The 23,512-nt window shown below is 65.0% G+C and carries 20 protein-coding genes; 18 read left to right on the top strand and 2 right to left on the bottom strand.

Annotation, left to right across the window (positions count from 1 at the left end; translation table 11 throughout):
• Positions 1-50 precede the first annotated feature (50 nt).
• From NA5_RS25665 to mmsB, 7 genes are all read left to right on the top strand, one after another.
• The gene (locus NA5_RS25665; RefSeq protein ID WP_062990492.1) at positions 51-1,538 is read left to right on the top strand and encodes a glyceraldehyde-3-phosphate dehydrogenase; all 1,488 of its coding nucleotides are present in this window, start codon (positions 51-53) and stop codon (positions 1,536-1,538) included.
• 403 nt (positions 1,539-1,941) lie between these two features.
• Positions 1,942-3,612, top strand: coding sequence for a ribulokinase (gene araB, locus NA5_RS25670; RefSeq protein ID WP_084484409.1), 1,671 nt, complete (start codon positions 1,942-1,944; stop codon positions 3,610-3,612).
• The gene (locus NA5_RS25675) at positions 3,609-4,271 is read left to right on the top strand and encodes an L-ribulose-5-phosphate 4-epimerase (RefSeq protein WP_062990418.1); all 663 of its coding nucleotides are present in this window, start codon (positions 3,609-3,611) and stop codon (positions 4,269-4,271) included. The genes araB and NA5_RS25675 overlap by 4 nt, the downstream gene beginning before the upstream one ends.
• A gap of 32 nt (positions 4,272-4,303) precedes the next feature.
• Positions 4,304-5,698: an L-fucose/L-arabinose isomerase family protein gene (locus NA5_RS25680; RefSeq protein WP_062990419.1), complete on the top strand. Its 1,395-nt coding sequence runs from the start codon at positions 4,304-4,306 to the stop codon at positions 5,696-5,698.
• A gap of 15 nt (positions 5,699-5,713) precedes the next feature.
• A complete protein-coding gene (chvE, locus tag NA5_RS25685) occupies positions 5,714-6,808 on the top strand; it encodes a multiple monosaccharide ABC transporter substrate-binding protein (RefSeq protein ID WP_084484410.1) in 1,095 nt (364 codons plus the stop codon).
• A gap of 16 nt (positions 6,809-6,824) precedes the next feature.
• Positions 6,825-8,378, top strand: a complete 1,554-nt coding sequence (mmsA, locus tag NA5_RS25690; RefSeq protein ID WP_062990421.1) for a multiple monosaccharide ABC transporter ATP-binding protein — start codon at positions 6,825-6,827, stop codon at positions 8,376-8,378.
• On the top strand, positions 8,375-9,691 hold the full coding sequence (mmsB, locus tag NA5_RS25695; protein ID WP_062990423.1) for a multiple monosaccharide ABC transporter permease: 1,317 nt from the start codon (positions 8,375-8,377) through the stop codon (positions 9,689-9,691). Before mmsA ends, mmsB begins: the two co-directional genes overlap by 4 nt.
• Positions 9,692-9,695: 4 nt before the next feature.
• Here mmsB and NA5_RS25700 read toward each other — a convergent pair whose 3' ends face one another.
• Positions 9,696-10,766 carry a LacI family DNA-binding transcriptional regulator gene (locus NA5_RS25700; protein WP_245672395.1) on the bottom strand — a complete coding sequence of 357 codons (1,071 nt, stop codon included), beginning with the start codon at positions 10,764-10,766 and terminating at the stop codon, positions 9,696-9,698.
• A gap of 227 nt (positions 10,767-10,993) precedes the next feature.
• Between NA5_RS25700 and NA5_RS25705 the strand changes: the two genes are divergently transcribed.
• The 11 genes from NA5_RS25705 (at position 10,994) to NA5_RS25755 (ending at position 22,954) form a co-directional block, all read left to right on the top strand.
• Positions 10,994-11,953 (top strand): ABC transporter substrate-binding protein, encoded by a 960-nt coding sequence (locus tag NA5_RS25705; RefSeq protein WP_062990428.1) that lies wholly within the window; start codon positions 10,994-10,996, stop codon positions 11,951-11,953.
• Between the two features lie 14 nt (positions 11,954-11,967).
• A complete protein-coding gene (locus NA5_RS25710) occupies positions 11,968-13,500 on the top strand; it encodes a sugar ABC transporter ATP-binding protein (RefSeq protein ID WP_062990430.1) in 1,533 nt (510 codons plus the stop codon).
• Positions 13,497-14,531, top strand: coding sequence for an ABC transporter permease (locus NA5_RS25715; RefSeq protein ID WP_062990432.1), 1,035 nt, complete (start codon positions 13,497-13,499; stop codon positions 14,529-14,531). The genes NA5_RS25710 and NA5_RS25715 overlap by 4 nt, the downstream gene beginning before the upstream one ends.
• A complete protein-coding gene (gene yjfF, locus NA5_RS25720) occupies positions 14,528-15,541 on the top strand; it encodes a galactofuranose ABC transporter, permease protein YjfF (RefSeq protein WP_084484411.1) in 1,014 nt (337 codons plus the stop codon). Before NA5_RS25715 ends, yjfF begins: the two co-directional genes overlap by 4 nt.
• A 162-nt stretch (positions 15,542-15,703) precedes the next feature.
• A complete protein-coding gene (locus NA5_RS25725) occupies positions 15,704-17,257 on the top strand; it encodes a WS/DGAT/MGAT family O-acyltransferase (RefSeq protein WP_169811361.1) in 1,554 nt (517 codons plus the stop codon).
• Positions 17,258-17,292: 35 nt separating this feature from the next.
• On the top strand, positions 17,293-17,946 hold the full coding sequence (locus NA5_RS25730) for a Uma2 family endonuclease (RefSeq protein ID WP_062990435.1): 654 nt from the start codon (positions 17,293-17,295) through the stop codon (positions 17,944-17,946).
• 214 nt (positions 17,947-18,160) lie between these two features.
• Entirely contained in the window at positions 18,161-19,174 is a 1,014-nt protein-coding gene (locus NA5_RS25735) for an NADP-dependent oxidoreductase (protein WP_218020153.1), read from the top strand.
• Positions 19,174-19,983 carry an SDR family oxidoreductase gene (locus NA5_RS25740; RefSeq protein WP_062990439.1) on the top strand — a complete coding sequence of 270 codons (810 nt, stop codon included), beginning with the start codon at positions 19,174-19,176 and terminating at the stop codon, positions 19,981-19,983. The genes NA5_RS25735 and NA5_RS25740 overlap by 1 nt, the downstream gene beginning before the upstream one ends.
• Entirely contained in the window at positions 19,980-20,600 is a 621-nt protein-coding gene (locus NA5_RS25745; protein ID WP_062990440.1) for an HAD family hydrolase, read from the top strand. Before NA5_RS25740 ends, NA5_RS25745 begins: the two co-directional genes overlap by 4 nt.
• A gap of 58 nt (positions 20,601-20,658) precedes the next feature.
• Positions 20,659-21,876, top strand: coding sequence for an acyl-CoA dehydrogenase family protein (locus tag NA5_RS25750; protein ID WP_062990442.1), 1,218 nt, complete (start codon positions 20,659-20,661; stop codon positions 21,874-21,876).
• A gap of 22 nt (positions 21,877-21,898) precedes the next feature.
• Positions 21,899-22,954 carry a phosphotransferase family protein gene (locus NA5_RS25755; RefSeq protein WP_062990444.1) on the top strand — a complete coding sequence of 352 codons (1,056 nt, stop codon included), beginning with the start codon at positions 21,899-21,901 and terminating at the stop codon, positions 22,952-22,954.
• A gap of 104 nt (positions 22,955-23,058) precedes the next feature.
• On the opposite strand, the gene NA5_RS25760 is transcribed toward NA5_RS25755, so the two are convergent.
• A complete protein-coding gene (locus tag NA5_RS25760) occupies positions 23,059-23,511 on the bottom strand; it encodes a MaoC family dehydratase (RefSeq protein ID WP_062990446.1) in 453 nt (150 codons plus the stop codon).
• Between the last annotated feature and the right edge of the window lies 1 nt (position 23,512).

The following is a 23,512-nucleotide window of genomic DNA, read 5'->3' on the forward strand; positions in this document are numbered from 1 at the left end:
AGTGCAGGCCTCGATAGCATCGGTCACCGTACAGATCGAAGGGGCTTGTGTTGACTACCGACCATCTTGACCGCTGGAACGCTCACGAGGCCTCGGCGGAGGCGATGATTCCGATCATCGGCAGGCTGTATCGCGAGAAGGGCGTGACCATCCTCCTGCACAGCCGTTCGCTGGTGAACAAGTCGGTGATCAGCATTCTGCGGACGCACCGGTTCGCGCGGCAGATCGAGGGTGAGGAACTGTCGGTCGAGGAGACGCTGCCGTTCCTCGAAGTGCTCAGCGGGTTGGATCTGGGGGCTTGCAAGATCGACCTCGGTCGACTGGTGATGGCCTATCGCACCGACGAGCGCGGATTGTCGATTCCGGAGTTCACCGCCGCGGTGTTGGCCGATGTCACCGATGGCAACAAGGCCGAGCCGCAGGGCCCTCGGGACGTGGTGCTGTACGGCTTCGGGCGGATCGGTCGTCTGGTCACTCGGCTGCTCATCGAGAAGGTCGGGTCCGGCAACGGGCTGAACCTGCGGGCCGTGGTGGTGCGCAAGGGTGGCGAGGGTGATCTGGCCAAGCGGGCATCGTTGCTGCGCCGGGATTCGGTGCACGGGCAGTTCAATGGAACGATCAAGGTCGACGCCGAGAACGACACGATCATCGCGAACGGCAATGTCATCAAGTTCATCTACAGCGATGATCCGACGACGATCGACTACACCGAGTACGGGATCAACGAAGCGATCCTGATCGACAACACCGGCAAGTGGCGCGACCGCAGCGGGCTGTCGCAGCACCTGCGTCCCGGTATCGCGAAGGTTGTGCTCACCGCGCCCGGCAAGGGCGACATCCCGAATATCGTGCACGGCGTCAACCACCGCGACCTGGATCTGTCGGAGCGGATCTACTCGTGCGCCTCGTGCACGACCAATGCGATCGTGCCGCCGCTGAAGGCGATGGACGACGAGTACAGCATTGTGCGTGGTCACGTGGAGACGGTGCATTCGTTCACCAACGACCAGAACCTGCTGGACAACTTCCACAAGGCCGACCGTCGTGGTCGCTCCGCCCCGTTCAACCTCGTGCTCACCGAAACCGGCGCTCAGTCCGCCGTGGCCAAGGCGATGCCGGACTTCAAGGCAAAGATCACCGGCAGTTCGATTCGCGTTCCCACACCGGATGTTTCGGTCGCCATCCTCAACCTGCAGCTGCAGCGCAAGACAACAAAGAGCGAGGTGCTCGAATATCTGCGTCAGGTCTCGCTGGCCGGACCGTTGAGCCGCAACCTCGACTACACCGCGGCCACCGATGTGGTCTCCAGCGACTTCATCGGCTCCCGCGCGGCCTCCATCGTCGATGCCAACGCCACCATCGTCGACGGCGACACCGCGATCCTGTACCTCTGGTACGACAACGAATTCGGCTATTCGTGCCAGGTTGTGCGGACCGTGCAGTACATCTCGGGCATCGAGTATCCGACGTACCCGCCGGTGAGCGCGCAGGATCGGACCGACGACGTGCCCGCGCCGACCGCCGTCGCCGCACGGTAGTTCGCGCCCCACGAATTCGGCCGAACCTGGTCGGCCGCTATGGTTTCCGAGTTCACAGTCAAGGAATGCCGCCCGGATGCTGATGCCGCCGAGAACCACGCAGAAGCGGAGAAGCGCGGGCTGATCTGAGCCCTCGCCCCACTACCCAGGGCCTGCGAAGGAGTTACGTCCGGTACGGATCCGTCGGCGTCCGGGCGATTGCGTGCGCGAAGCTGGCGTTTGCGATCGGAGCATCCTCAACGCATCGCCACGGTACCCGGCCGCCGGTAATTTTCGGCGCCGTCACCTGGGCCGAACCGCGACTCGACGTGAGCGATCACAACGTACGAAACCACCGAGTCCTTGACACGGAGCAAATGTTCGCGCTAACAATGTTTGCGTTAACATTGTTAGGAGCGTCACAGTGGCGGACACGTATGTGGTGGGTGTCGACTTCGGCACGTTGTCCGGGCGGGCAGTTGTTGTCAGGGTGCGCGATGGGGCCGAGTTCGCCAGTGCGGTAAGCGAATACCGGCATGGCGTCATCGATCGCGCGCTACCCGCGACAGGGGTCGAGCTGCCGCCGGATTGGGCGCTGCAGGACCCTGAGGACTATCTCGATGTGCTGCGGACGGCGGTACCGGCGGCGCTGGTGGACTCGGGTGTCGACCCGGGCGATGTCATCGGAATCGCCACGGATTTCACGGCGTGCACGGTGCTGCCGACACTCGCCGACGGGACACCGCTGTGTCGGGTGCCAGAGTTCGCGGGGCGTCCGCATGCCTATCCGAAGCTGTGGAAGCACCATGCGGCACAGCCTCAGGCGGATCGGATCAATACCCTCGCCCATGAACGGGCCGAACCATGGATCAACCGGTATGGCGGCAAGATCTCGGCGGAATGGGAGTTCGCCAAGGCGCTGCAGATGTTGGAAGAGGATCCGGAGATCTACGCCAGGGCCGAGCGTTTCATCGAGGCGGCGGACTGGATCATCTGGCAGCTGTGCGGCCGGGAGACTCGCAACGTCTGCACGGCCGGTTACAAGGGAATTCACCAGGACGGAAGCTGGCCGAGCCGCGACTACCTCGCCGCGCTGAATCCGGACTTCGCCGATTTCGCGGTCGGCAAGCTGGTCCACCCGCTGTCCCCGCTCGGTGGCCGTGCCGGAGGCCTGACCGAGCGGGCAGCGGGATGGACGGGGCTGCGGCCCGGGATCGCGGTCGCTGTCGGCAATGTCGACGCACATGTCACCGCGCCCGCCGCGCAGGCGGTCGAGGACGGACAGTTGCTCGCGGTGATGGGCACCTCCACCTGCCATGTCATGAACAGTGATCACCTCGCCGAGGTGCCTGGCATGTGCGGCGTGGTGGATGGCGGAATCATCAGTGGCAGTTGGGGTTACGAGGCGGGACAGAGTGGTGTCGGCGATATCTTCGCGTGGTTCGTCGACTCGTCGCTGCCGAGGAGCTATCACGCCGAGGCCGCCGCGTGTGGCTTGGATGCCCACGCATATCTGACCGAGTCGGCTCGGCGGCAGCGGGTCGGTGAGCACGGCTTGGTCGCGCTGGATTGGCACAGCGGAAACCGTTCGGTACTCGTCGACCACGATCTGTCCGGGGTCATGGTCGGCCTCACGCTCGCGACGAAACCCGAGGACATCTACCGCGCATTGCTGGAGGCCACCGCCTTCGGCACCCGCACCATCATCGAAACCTTCAATGCCGCAGGCGTTCCCGTTCGCGAACTCGTGATTGCCGGTGGCCTGCTGAAGAACTCGCTGCTGATGCAGATCTACGCCGATGTGACGCGGTTACCGCTGTCGATCATCGGCTCGGATCAGGGCCCGGCGCTCGGCTCGGCCATCCATGCCGCTGTCGCCGCCGGGGCCTACCCGGATGTCCGTGCCGCCGCCAAGGCGATGGGTCGGGTGCACCGCAACGCCTACCTTCCCGATCCCGACCGCGCCGCCGCCTACGACGCCATCTATGCCGAATACCAGGCCCTCCACGACCATTTCGGCCGCGGCGGCACCGAGGTGTTGCACCGGCTGCGACGCATCCGCAACGAGGCACGAAGGGAAGTCGCCACCGCATGAGTCGAACCGCCATTACCGGGTTGCGTGAGCAGCTGGTCGATCTGCATCGAGAACTACTGCGCTGGGGGCTGGTGGTGTGGACCGCTGGCAATGTCTCCGCCCGGGTGCCGGGTGAGGAATTGCTGGTCATCAAGCCGAGCGGGGTGTCCTACGACGAACTCACCGCGAATTCGATGGTGGTCTGCGATTTCGACGGCAAGCTGGTCGAAGGCGATCTGGCACCGTCCAGCGATACCGCCGCACACGCCTATATCTACCGGGCGATGCCCGAGGTGGGCGGTGTGGTGCATACCCATTCGACCTACGCGAGCGCGTGGGCCGCACGCGCGGAACCGATTCCGTGTGCGCTGACCGCGATGGCCGATGAGTTCGGCGGCGAAATTCCGGTCGGTCCGTTCGCGCTCATCGGCAACGACGATATCGGCCGGGGTGTGGTCGCGACGCTGTCGGGGCACCGCTCCCCCGCCGTCCTGATGCGCAACCACGGCGTCTTCGCGGTCGGGCGCGACGCGCGTGCCGCGGTCAAGGCGGCCGTCATGTGCGAGGACGTGGCTCGCACCGTGCACATCGCGCGCCAGCTCGGTGAACCGGTCCCCATCGCGCAGGCCGATGTGGACAGCCTGCACGACCGCTACCAGAACGTATACGGCCAGCACTGAATTCCGGCCGCCGACAAAGGAGTACGTCCTCGATGAATCCGAAACCCCGCATCGGCCTACTCGGCATCATGCAGGCCCTCTACGACGACATGATCCCGGGCATCGCCGAGCGCCAGGACCGCTACGCCCACGATATCGCCGAACAACTCGCCGACCTCGCCGACTGGACCGTCGGACGCCCGGTCAAGGACCGTCGCGACGCCGAGGCGGTCATGCGCGAATTCGTCAATGCCGATCTCGACGGCGTCATGGTGGTGATGCTCACCTACGGCCCGGCGATGCGGGTGGCGCGGTTGTTCAACGAGAACCGACTTCCGGTGCTACTGGCCAATATTCAACCCGAGCCGAACGTCACCGCGGCCTGGGATATGGCCGATATGACCTACAACCAGGGCATCCACGGCGCTCAGGACACCGCGAATGCGATGGTTCGTGCCGACCGTCCGTTCACCGTCGTCACCGACGACTGGAGAAGCCCGGAATTCGCGGTGCGCGTCGACCGTTGGGCACGCGCCGCGCGCGCGGTGACCGCATGGCGGTCGCTGAAGGTCGGCGTATTCGGCTATGCCATGAACGATATGGGCGATATCCGCGTCGACGAGAACGCGCTGTTGCGGGCGCTCGGTCCGGAGATCAGCTTCGTGGCACCCGGCGACCTATACCGCGGCAGCCAAGCGGTAACCGATGACGAGGTCGCGGCGCTGATGGCTTGGGAGGACAGCGAATTCGCCATCGATCCGGCACTGACCGGAGCGGAACGCGAAGACCACGCCCGGATGCAGATCGCCATCGAACGCATTCTCACCGACCGCGGCTACGGTGCGTACTCGACGCATTTCGACGCGATCGGCGAAGACGGCCGATTCCAGCGCCTGCCGCTGGCCGCGGCGTCGAGCCTGATGGCCAAGGGGTACGGCTATGGCGCCGAGGGCGATGCGATGGCCGCCGCCATGGTCTACGCGGGACATCAGCTCATCGGCGACGGCCATTTCACCGAGATGTACGCGATGGACTTCCCCTCCGACTCGATCCTGATGAGCCATATGGGCGAAGGGAATTGGCGCATCGCGCGCGAGGATGAACCGGTCCGGCTGATCCGGCGTGAACTCGGCATCGGCAAGCTCGACGAACCGCCGACCTTCCTGTTCCGCTACCGGCCGGGACCCGCGACGCTGGCCTGCCTGGTTTCACTCGGCGGCGAAAAGTTCCGCATGGTGGTGGCCGAGGGCGACGTGCTCGACAGCCAGCACCTGCCCGCCCTGGAAATGCCCTACGGCCAGTTCCGGCCCGCGAGCGGGGTGCGCGCCTGCATGGACGGCTGGCTCACCGCGGGTGGGCCGCACCACCAGGTCATGAATATCGGCCACCACGCCGCCGACTGGCAGGTCTTCTGCCAGCTCACCGGCATCGAGTTCGTCCAGGTCTAGTCAAGGAGTTGTGCCATGCCCACCATCAACCGACGCGGACTCTTCGCCGGAGCCGCCGGTGTCGCCGCGCTGTTGGCCGCCGCCGCGTGTTCCGTTGAGGACAGCGGGAATTCGTCCGGAACCGGCGGCATGATCGGCATCGCCATGCCGACGAAATCCTCCGAACGCTGGGTCGCCGACGGCAACAATATCGTCAAGCAGTTCAAGGACCTCGGCTACGACACCGATCTGCAGTACGCCGAGGACGTCATCGAGACGCAGGTCTCCCAGATCGAGAACATGATCACCCGGGGCGTCAAGGCGCTGGTGATCGCGGCGATCGACAACAAATCGCTCACCGGCGTGCTGCAGCAGGCCAAGTCGAACAAGATCGCGGTAATCGCCTACGACCGGCTCATCCGCGACACCGCGAACGTCGACTACTACGCCACCTTCGACAACTTCAAAGTCGGTGTGCTGGAAGCGAATTACATCGTCGACCGACTCGGTCTGCGCGATGGCAAGGGCCCGTTCTCGATCGAACTGTTCGCCGGTTCCCCCGACGACAACAACACCTACTACTTCTTCAACGGCGCCATGTCGGTGATCCGGCCCTATCTGGACTCCGGCAAGCTGGTGGTCCGCTCCGGACAGACCGCCGTCGACCAGGTGACCACCCTGCGCTGGGAGGGCGCCACCGCACAGTCCCGGATGGAGAACCTGCTCAGCGCCAACTACTCCACCGCGAATATCGATGCCGTGCTGTCCCCCTATGACGGTCTCAGCATCGGCATCGTCTCGGCACTCAAGGCGGTCGGCTACGGCAGGGGCGATAAGAAGATGCCGGTGGTCACCGGTCAGGATGCCGAGAAGGCGTCGGTGAAGTCGATCATCGCGGGCGAGCAGACCATGACCGTCTTCAAGGACACCCGCGACCTCGCCAAACGCGCCGTTCAGATGGTCAATGCGATCTTGACCAGCGGCACACCGGAAACCAATGACACCACCTCCTACGACAACGGCGCGAAGAAGGTGCCGTCGTATCTGCTGCAGCCGGTCTCGGTCGACAAGGACAACTACCGCAAGGTGCTGATCGAGTCCGGCTACTACTCCGAGCGCGACTTCGCCTGACGACCGGAAGGTGCCCATGACCAAGCACATTCTCGAAATGCGCGGGATCACCATGGAATTCCCGGGTGTGAAGGCGCTGGACGCGGTGGACTTCGCGGTGGCCGACGGCGAAATCCACGCTCTGGTCGGCGAGAACGGCGCGGGCAAATCCACACTCATGAAGGTGGTCAGCGGCGTCTACCCGCACGGCTCCTACAGCGGGCAGATGCTCATGGACGGTGCCGATGTGGCGTTCAAGGATATTCGCGGCAGCGAGGCGGCGGGTATCGCGATCATTCACCAGGAATTGGCGCTGGTGCCGCAGCTTTCGATCGCGGAGAACATCTTTCTCGGCAATGAACGGCTGCGCAGCCGGACCGTCGACTGGCACGAGACCAATCGGCAGGCAATGCTGCTGATGCGGCAGGTCGGTCTCGTCGAGGATCCCGAAACGCTGGTCGCCGCTCTGGGCGTCGGCAAACAGCAACTCGTTGAGATCGCCAAGGCGCTGTCCAAGCAGGTGCGATTGCTCATTCTCGACGAACCGACCGCGGCGCTCAACGAGACCGACAGCGCGAGCCTGCTCGCGCTGTTGCGGCAACTGCGTGAGCAGGGCATCACCTCGATCCTTATCTCGCACAAGCTGAACGAGGTTTTGGCCGTCGCGGATTCGATCACCGTGCTGCGCGACGGCCGGACCATCGAGACCCTGGACGCGGCGGCCGCGGAGGTAACCGAGGATCGCATCATCAAGGGCATGGTCGGGCGCGATCTCGACCACCGGTTCCCGCCGCGGCCGGATCCGCAGATCGGCGAGGTGTTCTTCGAGATCGCCGATTGGAATGTCGACCACCCGACCATTGCCGACCGCCGGATCGTGCGGGATGCGGCGCTGAATGTGCGGCGCGGTGAAATCGTCGGCATCGCCGGGTTGATGGGTGCCGGGCGCACGGAATTGGCGATGAGTGTTTTCGGCCGGTCCTACGGTCGCAATATTCGCGGCACGATTCGCAAAGACGGTGCAGTGCTGAAAATTTCGTCGGTACATGACGCTATCGGCGCCGGGATCGCCTATGTCTCGGAGGACCGTAAGCAATACGGATTGATCCTCGATGAAGACATCCGCCGCAATATGACCCTCGCCAATCTTCCCGCGGTCTCCCGGCATACCGTCATCGACACCCACCGCGAGATCGTCGAAGCCGAGCGTCTGCGCACTCGGCTGACAGTGAAGACCCCGACGGTATTCCAGAAGGTGGGCAATCTCTCCGGCGGAAACCAGCAGAAGGTCGTGCTCGGCAAATGGATCTTCACCGAGCCCGATCTGCTGATCCTCGACGAGCCGACCCGCGGCATCGACGTCGGCGCCAAATACGAGATCTACCTGATCGTTCAGCAGCTCGCCGCCGCCGGAAAGGGCGTGCTGATCATCTCCTCGGAACTGCCGGAACTGCTCGGCCTGTGCGACCGCGTCTACGCGATGAGCCAGGGCCGGATAACCGGTGAACTACCGAAACACGAAGCCACACAGGAGGCTGTCATGAAACTGATGACGCGCGGCACCGCCACGGCCGAGGCGGTACCCGAATGACGTTGCTGGACAAGCTCGAGGACGATGGCTCCACCGAGGTTATCGCGAAGGCCGTCGAGCAGAAACAGGTCGGCGCGCTGGCCGCCCTTCGCCGGACCCTGCGCGGCAATGTGCGCCAATACGGCATGATCGTGGCGCTCGTGGTGATCACGCTGCTGTTCCAAATCCTCACCACGGCGAAGCTTTCCGACGGCGTCAGCCTGTTGACCCCGCTCAATGTCACGAATGTCATCCTGCAGAACGGCTACATCCTGGTGCTGGCCATCGGGATGATGCTGGTGATCATCAACGGACACATCGACTTATCGGTCGGATCACTGTGCGCGCTGGTCGGCGCGGTGACCGGTATCGCCATTGTGCAATGGCATTGGCCGTGGCCGGTGGTCGTGCTTGCGGCCATCGCGATGGGCGCGGCCATCGGTGCGTGGCAGGGGTATTGGATCGCCTACGTCAAAATTCCGGCGTTCATCGTCACCCTGGGCGGCATGCTGCTGTTCCGTGGTCTGGCGCAGTTGGTGCTCCAGGGTCAGTCGATCGGCCCGTTCCCGCAGGGCTTCGTGAATATCGCGGCCGGATATCTGCCGAATTGGTTGCCGCTGCATGCCGTTCAGTTCGCCGGGTTCAACGGAGTCGCCATTCGGCTGCGTGTGGGTGAGCTGAACGGTTTGACCCTGCTCATCGGCGTGCTCGCGGTCGCGGCGCTGGTGTGGTCGCAATGGCGGGTGCGCCAGCGCCGCAATTCCTACGGTCTGCCTGCCGGACCGCGCTCGTTGTTCATCGCGAAGTCGGCGGCGCTCGGCGCGGTCATCCTGGCATTCAGCTTCGTATTGGCTTCCTACAACGGGATTCCGATTATCGGCGTCATTCTGATCGCTTTGATCGTGCTGTATTCGTTCGTCATGAACCGCTCGGTGATCGGGCGGCGGATCTACGCCGTCGGCGGCAATGAGAAGGCCGCACAATTGTCCGGGGTGAATACCAAGGCCAATACGTTCTGGGTTTTCGTCAATATGGGCGTGCTCGCGGCATTGGCGGGTGTCATCTTCGCGGCCCGGCTCGGCGCGGCGACTCCGAAGGCCGGACAGAACTTCGAACTCGATGCCATCGCCGCGGCATTCGTCGGTGGCGCGTCGGCCAGCGGCGGTATCGGCACGGTCGTTGGGGCGATCGTCGGGGCGCTGGTGATGGGCGTGATGAACAACGGCATGTCGATGCTCGGCGTCGGCAGCGACTGGCAGTTGGTCATCAAGGGTCTGGTGCTGCTGGCCGCCGTGGCATTCGACGTCTACAACAAGAAGCGCGCGGCGGCCTGACCCCTCACCGCTGGGCCGGTGCCGCCGTGCTGTCGCGCGTGACCAGCGTCGGCAGCACCGAAGGCGATGCCGGTTCGGCGGTGATGCCGTCGAATTCCAAGAGCCGCAACAACATCTGCATGCTGCGGCGGCCCACCTCGTCGAAGTCCTGTCGGACGGTCGTCAGCGGCGGCGAGAGGTAGGCGGCCTCCGGAATATCGTCGAAACCGACCACCGAGATGTCGGCGGGCACCCGGATACCGCGTTCGGTGAAGGCGCGCAGCATGCCGAGCGCCATCTGGTCATTGGCCGCGAATACCGCGGTCACATCGGGCTGCGCGGCGAGCAGCAGGCCCGCTTCGTAGCCGGAGTGCGCGCTCCAATCCCCGCCGATCACCGGCGGAATCGGTGCGCCTGCGGCCTCCAGTGTGCGTCGCCACCCCTCGATGCGATCGCGCGCCTCCAGCCAGTCACTGGGACCGGCGACCTGCCATACCGTGCGATGCCCCAGATCGAGCAGATGCTGCACGGCCAGCCGGGCACCCTCGACCTGATCCACCGAAACCGACGGCAAGCCACTGTCCTGTCCTGCCTCGACCGCGACGGCGAGCAGGCGTTCGGGCAGATTGTGCAGTGCCGCGGCGGCGGCCATCTGCGGGGCGATGACGATGATCCCGTCCACGCCCTGATCGGCCAGACTGTTCGCGGCGGCCAGCACACTGGAGCGGTCCACCGTCTCCAGCGCGAAGATGCTGACACCGTAACCCGCTGTGCGAGCGGCACGTTCGATGCCGAGCAGGGTGCACGCCGGTCCATACAGGATGGTGTCGAAGCTGACCACGCCGAGCATATTCGAGCGCCTGCTGACCAGCCCCCTGGCCATGGCGTTGGGGCGGTAGCCGAGTTGTTCGACGGCGCGCAGTACCCGCTCACGAGTCTCCGCGCGCACGTTCGCGCTGCCGTTGAGCACCCGCGACACCGTCTGATGGGAGACTCCGGCGAGTTTGGCGACATCGGTCATGACCGCCGGGCGCGTACCCGTCGGCCGAACCGCCGTTGAGGTATCCCCGGCGGCAAATCCGTCCCTGTCCCTCACATCCCACCTTCCAAAGCGTCTCGTCCCGGTTCCCTCAGGTTAACGCTCACACGGCCGATCGCCGCGGCACGGCGCGACTGCCGTGCCGACCTCGGCAACCGACATCCGGTCGTCGCCATCAGATTACGACCGTCCGAGCTCTTGACTAGAAGAATGTGAGCGCTAACACTAACAGGACTACCGCACCTCGGTGCAACACGTTTCACAATTCAAGGGAGAGCCTGATCGTGTTGAAGAGGCTTCTGATCACCGCCAGCGCACTTGTCATCACCGCAGCAACGGCCGTCGGCTGCGGCAGCTCGGGAAGCGACCAGACCGTACTCGGGTTCTCCCAGGTCGGCGCCGAAAGCGGTTGGCGCACCGCGAATACGAAATCCATCCAGGACGCCGCGGCCGCAGCCGGAATACAGCTGAAATTCGCCGATGCCCAACAGAAACAGGAAAACCAGATCAAGGCGATCCGCACCTTCATCCAGCAACGCGTGGACGTCATCGCCTTCTCCCCCGTCGTCGCATCCGGATGGGACACCGTCCTGAAGGAGGCCAAGGACGCCAAGATTCCGGTGATCCTCACCGACCGCGCGGTCGACTCGGCCGACACCTCGCTGTATGTAACCTTCCTCGGCTCGGATTTCGTCGAAGAGGGCCGCAGGGCGGCGAATTGGCTCGTCGACGCGACCAAGAATTCGAATGACACCGTGAATATCGCCGAACTGCAGGGCACCACCGGATCCGCGCCCGCGACCGACCGGAAGAAGGGTTTCCAGGAGGTCATCGGCGCCGACCCGAAGTTCAAGATCATCGCATCGCAGACCGCGGAGTTCACTCGCGCGAAGGGTAAAGAGGTCATGCAGGCGTTCCTGGCCGCGCACCGGGATATCAACGTGCTCTACGCGCACAACGACGATATGGCGCTCGGCGCGATCCAGGCGATCGAAGAGGCCGGGCTGAAGCCGGGTAAGGACATCAAGATCATCTCGATCGACGGGACCCGAGATGCCTTCCAGGCCATGGCCGACGGCAAGATCAATGTGGTCGTCGAATGCAATCCGCTGCTCGGCCCGAAGCTGATGGACATCACCAAGGAGGTCGTGGCGGGTCACCCGACGCCCAAGCGGATCGTCACCGACGAGGGCGTCTACACCCAGGACCAGGCCGCCGCGGCGCTGCCCACCCGGACGTACTGAGCCGGAGGGCGTGCATGTCGGAGCCGACTGTCACACCGGCACTTCGGATGTCGGGCATCGTCAAGCGTTTCGCGGGTGTCACCGCGCTGTCCGAGGTGGACCTGCGACTGTTCCCCGGCGAGATACACGCACTCGTCGGTGAGAACGGTGCGGGCAAATCCACCCTGATCAAGGTGCTCACCGGAATCCACGACGCCGACGCCGGGAGCATCGAACTCGACGGCCGCCCAGTGCGATTCACCGGCCCGCAGCAGGCGCTGCGGGCCGGGGTGAGCACCGTCTATCAGGAAGTGAATCTGTGCCCGAATCTGTCGGTCGCGGAGAATATCTATATCGGACGGGAACCGCGGCGGGCCGGGTTGATCCGCTTCGCCGCTATGCGTCGCGATGCGGCCCGGCTGCTGGACAGACTGCATCTGAAAATCGATGTCGCTGCCCAACTGGGCTCGTATTCGCTTGCGGTGCAACAGCTTATCGCTATTGCCCGAGCCGTCGACCTGGATGCGAAGGTCCTCATCCTGGATGAGCCCACTTCGTCGCTGGATACCGGCGAGGTCGAGCAACTGTTCGCGGTGATGCGCAGGCTCGCCGCCGAGGGCGTGGCCATCGGGTTCGTCACCCACTTCCTCGATCAGATCTTCGAGATCTGCGACCGAGCCACCGTGCTGCGCAACGGAACCCTGGTCGGTGAGTATCCGGTGGCGCAGCTGACCCAGAAGGATCTCATCGCGCACATGCTCGGTACCGCGCTGAGCACGCTCGACGAGATCGAACACGAGAAACCGGATCCCGAGGTGGTGGCGCGGCACGAACCGCTGCTGCAGGCCACCGGGATCGGCGGGCGACGCAATTCCGTCGCGCCGTTCGATCTCACTGTCCGCGACGGCGAGGTGGTCGGATTGGCCGGGCTGCTCGGCTCCGGTCGCACCGAGGTGGCACGGCTGCTCTTCGGTGCCGACCGCGCGTCCACCGGGGATCTGCGCGTGTCCGGAGCACCGACGGCACTGCGCTCCCCACGCACCGCGATCGACCATCGGATCGCCTTCTGCCCCGAGGACCGCAAATCCCAGGGCCTGATTCTCGACCTGTCGGTGCGCGACAATATCGTGCTCGCGGTCCAAGCCGCGCGCGGCTGGGCCCGACCGCTGTCCGCGCGCAAGCGTGACGAACTCGTCGCCGGGTACATCACGTCGCTGCGGATCGTCCCAGCCGACCCGGATACGCCGGTGAAATTCCTCAGCGGCGGCAACCAGCAGAAGGTGCTGCTGGCCCGCTGGCTGGCCACCCGGCCGAAACTGCTGATCCTCGACGAGCCGACCCGCGGCATCGATATCGGTGCCAAGGCGGAAATCCAGCGGCTGGTCATCTCGCTGTCCGAGGAGGGTATGTCGGTGCTGTTCATCTCCGCCGAACTCGAGGAAGTGCTGCGGCTGAGTCACAAGGTGGCGATCCTGCGCGATCGGCGGCTGGTCGCCGAACTGGTCAACGATGCCACCTTGACGATGGACCGCCTCACCGAAACCATTGCGAGCGGGGCGATTTCATGACGATCATCCGAAACCATCTGTTCTGGCCCGCGGCCGCGCTCATCGCACTGCTGATCGTCAACGTCGCGTTCACGCCCGGCTTCCTCTCGGTCCGCATCCAGGACGGACACCTCTACGGCAGCCTGATCGACATCCTGCGCTACGGCGCACCACTGGTGCTGATCTCGCTCGGCATGACGCTGGTCATCGCGACGCGCGGCATCGACCTGTCGGTCGGCACGGTCGTGGCGATCGCGGGTGCGCTGGCCTGTCTGCACATCAGCAATATGCCGGATCAGGCCGATGCCGGAGGTGTCGTCATCGCCGTGCTGATCGCGTTGGGCGTGGCGGTGGCGCTCGGGTTGTGGAACGGGCTGCTGGTGGCGCGCTTCGGGATTCAGCCGATCGTGGCGACGTTGATCCTGATGGTGGCCGGACGTGGTGTCGCACAGCTGATTACCTCGGGACAGATCATCACGGTCAACAGTCCGCCGTACAAGGTCATCGGTGGTGGCTATCTACTCGGGTTGCCGGTGCCCGTCCTGGTCGCCGCCGCCGTGTTCGTCGGGCTGGCGATGTTGTTGCGGCGCAGTGCGCTCGGGCTGCTGTTGGAATCGGTTGGCGGCAACGCCGAGGCGGCGCGTTTGGTCGGCATCCGGGCGGGTGGTCTGATCGTCGCCGCGTACGCGGTCTGTGCGTGCTGCGCGGCGATCGCGGGGCTGATGATCAGTTCGAATGTCTCTGCGGCGGACGGTAATAACGCCGGATTGTGGATCGAACTCGATGCGATTCTCGCGGTCGTCATCGGAGGTACCGCGCTGACCGGTGGACGCTTTCAGCTCGGCGGCACCGTGCTCGGAGCGCTGGTGATCCAGACGCTCACCACCACGATCTACACCGTCGGGGTGCCACCGGAGACGACGCTGGTCTCCAAGGCGGTCGTGGTGATCGCGGTGTGCCTGATCCAGTCACCGGCGTTCCGCGCCAAGGTTTTCCGCCGTCGCCGTCAACCGGTCGGCACCCCATCGACACCGTCGGAGGCGACCATATGAACGCGCTGACCGCGGCCGCGGCCAAGGCCCCTGTACTGCGCCGAACAACGATTCGCGGACACCGCAGCCGGTACATCCCGGTGCTGGCGACCGCGGCACTGTTCGCCGTTATCTACGGCGTCGGGGTGATCCGTTATCCGGCATTCGGCTACCCGCAGGTTTTCGTGAACCTGTTCATAGACAACGCCTTTCTGCTGGTCCTCGCCGTCGGGACGACCTTCGTGATCCTCACCGGCGGCATCGATCTGTCCGTCGGTGCGGTGCTGGCGCTGTCCACCGTGGTCTCGGCCTGGCTGGTGACCGTGCACGGGTGGCCGCCGCTGCTGGTCATGCCGCTGATGTTGGTCGGCGGCACGCTCTTCGGAGCCGCGATGGGCGCGGTCATCCACTACTTCGAGATCCAGCCGTTCATCGTGACGCTGGCCGGTATGTTCCTCGCGCGCGGGCTGGCCTATGTGATCAGCACGGATTCCATCACGATCACCGATCCGGTGTATACCGATCTGGCGCAGCGTCGATTCCGGCTCGGCGGGGATGTGTTCCTGACGGTCAGCATGATCGTCGCGCTGGTGATCCTCGCCGCGGCGTTCGTCGTTCTGCACTACACCCGACTCGGTCGCACCGCGTATGCGATCGGCGGCAACGAACAGTCGGCGCTCATGATGGGGCTGCCGGTGGCCAGGACCAAGGTCGCCGTGTACGCGATCAGCGGCTTCTGCTCGGCACTCGCGGGCATCCTATTCACGCTCTACACCTTGTCCGGGTGGAGCCTGCACGCGGTCGGCATGGAACTCGACGCCATCGCCGCAGTCGTCATCGGCGGCACCCTGCTCACCGGCGGCTCCGGATTCGTCCTCGGCTCGGTACTCGGCGTCCTGACCCTCGGCGTAATCCAAACGATCATCAGCTTCGAAGGCACCCTGAGTTCCTGGTGGACCAAGATCTTCATCGGCGTCCTGCTACTCGCCTTCATCCTGCTGCAGCGCACGATCGGAACCCGCGACGGGTAATGCCTCGAATGCCCAACGGCACTTGTCGCGTGTTTGCGCAGATTTAACGCGCCCGCAAGTGCGGCACAACACGATCCGAACACTCTGGCAATACCGTGACTTTCGCATCTTCGATATCGACAGCGTCGTCTCCGAGTCATCAGCGACAACATGGGAGCGCGTATGACCAGCACGGACCAGACGGACCTCGACTATCTCCAATGCCACGAATCGGTTGCCGCCCAGTCGACGGCATCCGGCCCCGCTTCGGCCTGCCATCTCGATGTCCGGATCACGACACCGGGCGAACAGTACGCCGCGAGCCCGGATCGCATGGATTCCGTTGCGTCCGACGTCACTATCCCGCTGTCGAATGAATACCGGACGCCGCGGCAACTGAGTTCGCTCGACCTGCAACTGCTCGACGGCGAATCGCCCACTACGCCACTGCATGTCGGTGCGCTCACCGTGCTGGAGCCCGCCGCCGAGCCGCTGACCGTCGCGGCCGTGCGTCGGTTGATCGCCGATCGGCTGCCCATGCTCGCACCACTGCGGTGGCGATTGCGCACCGTCCCGTTCGGCCTCGACCTGCCGTATTGGGAGGATTGCGCCCATATCGATCTCGGATATCACGTCCGCGAAACGCGCCTGCCCCACGAGGCGACCGAAGAACAACTGGCCGAGCTCGTTTCCCGCATGCACGCGATACCGCTGGACCGCACCCGCCCGCTCTGGGAATGCCGACTGATCTCGGGATTGCCCGATGGGCGCCAAGCGCTCTACACCAAGGTGCACCACGCGGTGATCGACGGCGTATCGGCGGCGGAAATCATGGCGGCACTGCTCGATGTCACGGCCGAGCCACACTCGGCACCGGTCCCCGCCGACGGGGTAAGCCTGCACCGCACCCCCGGTACCGCCGAAATGCTCGTTCGCAGTGTCCCGAACGCCCTCACCCGCCAGTCCGACCGCGTGCGATCGTCGCTGCACATGGGTCCCACATTGCTGCGCACGCTGGCCGATATCGGGAAGAAGCACCCCGCGGTGCCGTTCAATGGCCCCACTACCGCCAATCGAAGTTTCGCGTACAGCTCGCTGTCGCTGGACGAGGTCAAGGCGGTGAAGAATAGCTTCGGCGGTACCGTCAACGATGTCGTCATGGCCCTGTGCACCTCGGCGCTGCGCCGATGGCTCATCGAACACGACGCACCGGCCGACCGGCCACTGCTGGCCGCCGTCCCGGCCTCCGTCCGCACCGCCGAACAACTCGGCACCGCCGGAAACCAGTTCTCGATCATGCTGTGCGAGTTGCCGATCGACGAACCCGAACCACAGCACCGGATGAAACTACTGCACAGCAACTTGCTCGAGGTGAAACAACGGTTCCGGTCCAACTCGCCGACTGTTCTGCACGAGGCCACATCGATGATCCCGCCGCTACTGCACGGCCTGGCCACCCGCACGCTGCTGCGGGTATCGGCGTCGGCGCTACCGCTGGCCAATGTGATCATCTCCAATGTGCCGGGACCACAGTTCCCGCTGTACGCCGTAGGCAGCCGAGTGAGCGCGAGCTACCCGGTCTCGGTGCTCACCGAACTCTCCGGCGGCCTCAATATCACCGTGATGTCTTACGACGGCCACCTCGACTTCGGCATCCTCGCCTGCCCCGACGCCGTGCCCGATGTGTGGGATATCGCCGATTACCTACGCGAGGCCCTCGCGGAGCTGCTCGATTAATACGCGGGTTCCGGCGCGACCACTACCATTGCGGCATGTCCACTCCGCACCTCGAGCGGCCCGACCTCCCCGAGTACATGACCTGGGAGGAACTGGAACGACTTCCTGAAGAGATAGCCGACCAGATCGAGCTGTGGAACGGTCGCGTGGTCTGGCTTCGCCGCGGCCCAGGCGAACACCAGGTGTTCATGCGCCGATTGACCAACGCTTTCGAACGTTGCGCGCGCGAAGACATGTCGGCACGTACCGCACATTGCTGGCGCGCCAATCTCGAGACCAATGTCTTCTTCGGGACGACCGGGAAGTCAGACTTCGTGACACCCGACTTCCTTGTGCACCGCTGTCTCGAATCCCCTTACCAGGACGTCCGCGCGAGCGACGTACTGCTCGTCGGCGAAGTGTTGTCCCCGTCCAATACCCAGTCCGATATGGAAGCGAAGAAAGCCCGCTACGCCAACGCGGGAATTGCCTGGTATTGGGAGGTCACCTTGGCCCGCGAGGCCAGCGCCATTGCGGTGGTTCGCGCGTACGCCCTCCAGACCACGCACGGCAGTCTCCCGGAAGGCGTCCACCCTCTGCGCCCGGCGAACTACCTTCTCATCGACGAGTGGACCCACGACAACCCCAACGGCATCGACTTCGAGTTCCCGTTCCCGATCACCATTCCCTGGACCGAACTCGAATACTGATCGACATCAGCGGAGATCCGGCCGGACCGATGTGCTGTTCCGCGTAGCCGCAGAACAGCACATATCCCACCTACTCGTGACAACACCGCGAGACCACAATTGAATCCGACGTCAGTTTCAATTAATGTCGGAGCCGTACGGGACTCGATCCCCTGAGGTCGGTGTTCCTGACGAACGCCCCGGTCAGCGCGCATGAACATGGAGGTCTCCGGTCGTGAAGAGCCGAGAGGTACATCTGGTGGCCAGGCCCACCGGCGAACCCGCATCATCCGATTTCCGGATGGTCACCACGGATGTTCCGGATCCGGGCAGCGGGCAGTTGCTGGTTCGCAACGACTGGATGTCCGTCGATCCCTATATGCGCAACCGCATGAACGACGTGAAGTCCTACATCCCCCCGTTCCGGCTCGACAAGCCGATGGACGGCGGCGCGGTAGGTACCGTCGTCGCCTCGGGCGTACCGGGAATCGAAGTCGGCGCGACCGTGCTGCACGATCTCGGCTGGCGGGAGTACGCGCTGCTGGAGGCGCGGCAGGCGCGCGTGGTCGACACCGCGCTGGCCCCGGGCGAGGCCTACCTCGGCCCGCTCGGCATCCCAGGGCTGACGGCGTATGTGGGACTGAAGGAAATCGCGCCGGTCCGGCCGGGTGATGTCGTCTTCATCTCGGGTGCGGCGGGCGCTGTCGGTCTGGCCGCGTGCCGGGTGGCCAGACACTTCGGCGCGTCCAGGATCATCGGGTCGGCGGGCGGTCCGGAGAAGGCACGGCGGCTGGTCGAGGAATTCGGCTACGACGCCGCGATCGACTACCGGGCGGGCAGCCTCGGGAAACGGTTGCGCGAGGCGGCCCCGGACGGCATCGACGTCTACTTCGACAATGTCGGCGGCGACCATTTGCAGGCGGCGATCGCTGCGATGCGCGACTTCGGCCGCATCGCACTGTGCGGAGCCGTGGCCGGGTACAACGCCGAAACTCCGCCGCCCGGCCCGAAGAATCTGGCGCTGGCGGTGGTTCGCCGACTGTCGTTGCGCGGCTTCATCGTTACCGACCACAGTGACCTGGCACCGGAATACGCGACGCTCGCGGCGGACTGGGTGCGCGACGGTAGTCTCCGCGTCCCCACCACGGTGCTGACCGGTATCGATAACGCCGTCGATGCCCTCCTCGGCCTGCTGCGCGGTGCCAATACCGGCAAGATGCTGGTCCGGCTGAATGCCGAGGCGAACTGATGCGCGTGCAGAACACCATCGCGATCGTGACCGGCGCCGCGGGCGGCATCGGTGCGGCCATCGCGCAACGCCTGCTCGAACACGGCGCCAGGGTCCTGATCACCGACCGCGACGCGGACCGGCTCGCGACGACGACACGGCAATTGGCCGAGGCATTTCCTGACGATGTGTCCGGCCAGGCGGGTGACGCCGCATCCGAATCCGATCTGCGCAAGCTCATCGACACGGCCACAACAGAATTCGGCCCCGTCGACATGTTCTTCGCGAACGCCGGTGTCGGCGGCGGCCCCGGCTTGGACGCCACCGACGCGCAGTGGGAACAAGCACTGGAGGTCAACGCACTTGCGCACGTGCGGGCGGCGCGCTTGCTAGTCCCCGGCTGGCTGGAGCGCGGTAGCGGCTACTTCGTGAGCACCGCATCGGCGGCGGGGCTGCTCACCCAGATCGGTTCGGCCACCTACACCGTCTCCAAGCACGCAGCGGTCGGCTTCGCCGAATGGCTGGCAGTGACCTACGGGGATCTGGGTGTGCGGGTCAGCTGTCTGTGTCCGATGGGTGTCGATACCGCCCTGCTCACCGGGCTCGGCACGGACGGCGGATCCGCCGGTGACCTGGCCACCCGGGCCGTCACCGGAGCCGGGGCGGTGCTGGCTCCCCTCGATGTGGCCGATCGGGTGATCGAGGCGATCGAGGCCGAACGTTTCCTCGTGCTGCCACATCCGGAAGTCCGAGAATTCCTGCAGCGCAAGGCTTCCGACCACGACCGGTGGATCGCTGGCATGCAGCGGTATCGGCGGTCGCTGTCATGAGCGGGCGCACCGCCGTGCTGTTCGATTTCGGCGGCGTGCTCACCACCGCCGTACTCGCCGCCTTCGCCGAGTTCGGCGCGGAGCTCGGCGACCCACGGCTACCGCTGCGGCTGCTCGCGCGCGATCCGGAAAGCAGTGCGCTGCTGGTGGATCACGAGGAGGGGCGCATCGGTCAGCGTGAATTCGAGGTCGGGTTCGCGCGGCGGCTGCGCGCGCACGGGGTCGATATTGCCGATGAGGGCCTTGTCGATCGCATCCAGTCCCGGCTGCTTCCCGATCCGGAGATGATCGAGCTGGTGGCAGGTGTCCGCGCGGCGGGCTATCGCGTCGGTCTGCTGTCGAATTCGCTCGGCGACGACTGCTACGCGGGCTTCGACCTACCGGCAATGTTCGACGCGGTGACCATCTCCGCGGAGATCGGCACCCGCAAACCCTCGCGCCGGGCCTATCTCGTCGGCTGCGAACGGCTCGGTGTCGCGCCCGAGCAGACCATCATGGTCGATGACCTCGAACAGAACATCACCGCGGCCGAACTGCTCGGACTCGGCGGCATCGTGCACCGCGACGCGGCGTCGACGGCCGCCCTGCTGTGGCCCGCACTACAAGCCCCCAGCTGACCCACCCACCTTGCGGCGCAGTCTTTTTCGACCGCCCGCACCAACGATCGGAGCCTCGATGGACCTGTTCGGCACGTCCGAGCGCAGCCAACGGTATCAACGCGATCTGCGCGCCTTCATGGACGAATGCGTATACCCGGCCGAGTCGGAATACGAAAAGCAGATGGCGGCATCCGGCGATCCGCACCACCATCCGCAGATCGTCGAGGACCTCAAGACCGAGGCCCGCGCCCGCGGTCTGTGGAATCTGTTCCATCCGCATCCCGAATGGGGTCCGGGCCTGACCAATCTGGAATACGCCCCGCTGGCCGAGATCATGGGCCGCAGCCCGCATCTGGCACCGGAAGCGTGCAACTGTTCGGCGCCCGACACCGGCAATATGGAGGTGTTCACCCTCTTCGGCACCGAGGAGCACAAGGAGCGCTGGCTGGAACCGCTGCTGAACGGCACCATTCGCTCCGCCTTCGCCATGACCGAGCCCGCCGTCGCCAGCTCCGACGCCACCAATATCCAGCTGAGCATGACGCGCGACGGCGACCACTATGTGCTGAATGGCCGGAAGTGGTTCGCCTCCAACGCATTGCACAAGAACTGCAAGGTGCTCATCGTGATGGGCAAGACCGATCCGGACGCACCCAAGCATCGCCAGCAGTCGATGATGGTCGTGCCCATCGACGCGCCCGGTGTCACGGTCATGCGCAATCTGCCGGTCTTCGGATACGCCGACCGTGAGGGCCACGCCGAGATCGATTTCACCGACGTGCGGGTTCCGGTCACCGATGTATTGAAGGGCGAGGGTGAGGGTTTCGCGATCAGCCAGGCCCGACTCGGCCCTGGCCGAATCCACCACTGCATGCGCGCCATCGGCATGGCCGAACGCGCGCTGGAGCTGATGTGCGCACGCGCCGAATCACGAATCACCTTCGGGCAGAAGCTGAGTGAGCGCGCCAATATCCAGGACTGGATCGCCGAGGCCCGCATCGATATCGAGCAGGCGCGGCTGCTGACGCTCAAGGCCGCCTGGATGATGGATACCGTCGGCAATAAGGCGGCCCAGGTCGAGATCGCCGCGATCAAGATCGCCGCACCGGAGATGGCGCTGCGGATCGTGGACCGCGCCATCCAGGTGCACGGCGGCGCCGGTGTCACCGACGATTTCCCGCTCGCCAGCATGTACGCACACCTGCGCACCTTGCGTCTGGCCGACGGACCGGACGAAGTACACAAACGAGCCATCGCGCGCGCCGAACTCGGTAAGTTCAGGGCCGGGGCGTAGGCGTAGGGACGGACAGGAACGAATGCAGACAAGTAACGGGCTCATTCAGCCCACCGCGGACGCGACCGGCTTCGATATCGATGCGGCCGCGTTCGCGGACTGGGTGTCCTCGCTCGGTTCGACGTGTACTACTCCGGTGCGGGCCGAACGCGTGGGGATCGGCCAGTCCAACCTGACCTTCCTGATCACCGATGCGGACGGGCGGCGTTGGGTGTTGCGCCGCCCGCCGCTCGGCCACCTGCTGGCGTCCGCGCATGATGTGGCGCGGGAGGCTCGCGTCATGGCGGCGCTCGCGCCGACCGATGTCCCGGTGCCGCGGGTCCACGATGTCCGGCAGGAGGGCGAAATCTCGCTCGTGCTGATGGAATTCGTCGACGGACTGGTCATCGACGGGGTCGAGACCGCCGATGGACTCAGCGCCGACCTGCGTCGCAGCGCCGGGCTGTCACTGGTGCGGACGCTGGCCGAGATCCACGCCGTCGATTTGGAAGCCACCGAGCTGACCGACCTGGCCAGTCACAAGCCGTATGCGCAGCGACAGCTCAAACGATGGTCGGCACAGTGGGAGAAATCGAAGACGCGGGACCTGCCGCTGCTGGACCGCCTCACCGAACGGCTCCGCGCCGCTGTTCCCGAACAGCGCGAACTCGCGCTCGTGCACGGCGATTACAACCTGCGCAATGTGATCACCACACCCGAGACGGGTGCGATCGCCGCCGTACTCGACTGGGAGCTGTGCACCCTCGGCGATCCGCTGGCCGATATCGGCAGTCTGCTCGCCTACTGGCCGATGCCCGGCGAAGCCGCCATTCCCGGCACGGAAATGTGCATGCTGCCGGGTTTTCCGTCCCGCGCCGAACTGGTCGAGGAATATCTCGCGATCACCGGACGCGATCGGCAGGCACTCGGGTTCTGGCACGCACTCGGTCTGTGGAAACTGGCGGTCATTGCCGAGGGTGTGTACCGCCGCGGGCTCGACGACCCGCGCAACCGCGCCGCGGCGGGCATTCCGACTACCGATCTGGTCGACGAACTCACCAGGACCGCCGATCGCATCGCCACCGAAGCCGGGTTCTGAGACAAAACGGCCTGTCTCCCGATACTGCCATGGAGACAGGCCGTTTCGCGCATTCGCTCGAACGAAATAACCGCCGGATACACAATGTCCGGCGGCTATTTCTCTCAGGGCACGAGCACCGACAGCGCTTCGGCGATACAGGCGGGCTTGTCGCCACCTTCGCGTTCTATGGTCACCAGAGCCGTCACCTGGACCCCCGCTTTGGTCGGCTCGAGCTTGACCAGTTCAACTCCCGCGCGCACGCGACTACCCGATGGCACCGGCGACGGGAAGCGAACCTTGTTGCTGCCGTAGTTGATTCCCATCTTCAGCCCGTCGACGCGATACACCTGCGAGACCAGCAGCGGCAATAGCGACAGGGTCAGATAGCCGTGGGCGATCGTCGTACCGAACGGTCCCTGCGCGGCCCGCTCCGGATCGACGTGAATCCACTGCCGGTCACCGGTCGCCTCGGCGAACAGATCGATCTGTTCCTGGGTTACGGTGTGCCACTCGCTGTAGCCGAGATGGGTGCCGACGGCCTGCTCGAGTTCGCCGATTCCATTGAATACCTTCATT

The organism is Nocardia anaemiae NBRC 100462, assembly GCF_001612725.1.
Lineage (GTDB): Bacteria > Actinomycetota > Actinomycetes > Mycobacteriales > Mycobacteriaceae > Nocardia > Nocardia anaemiae.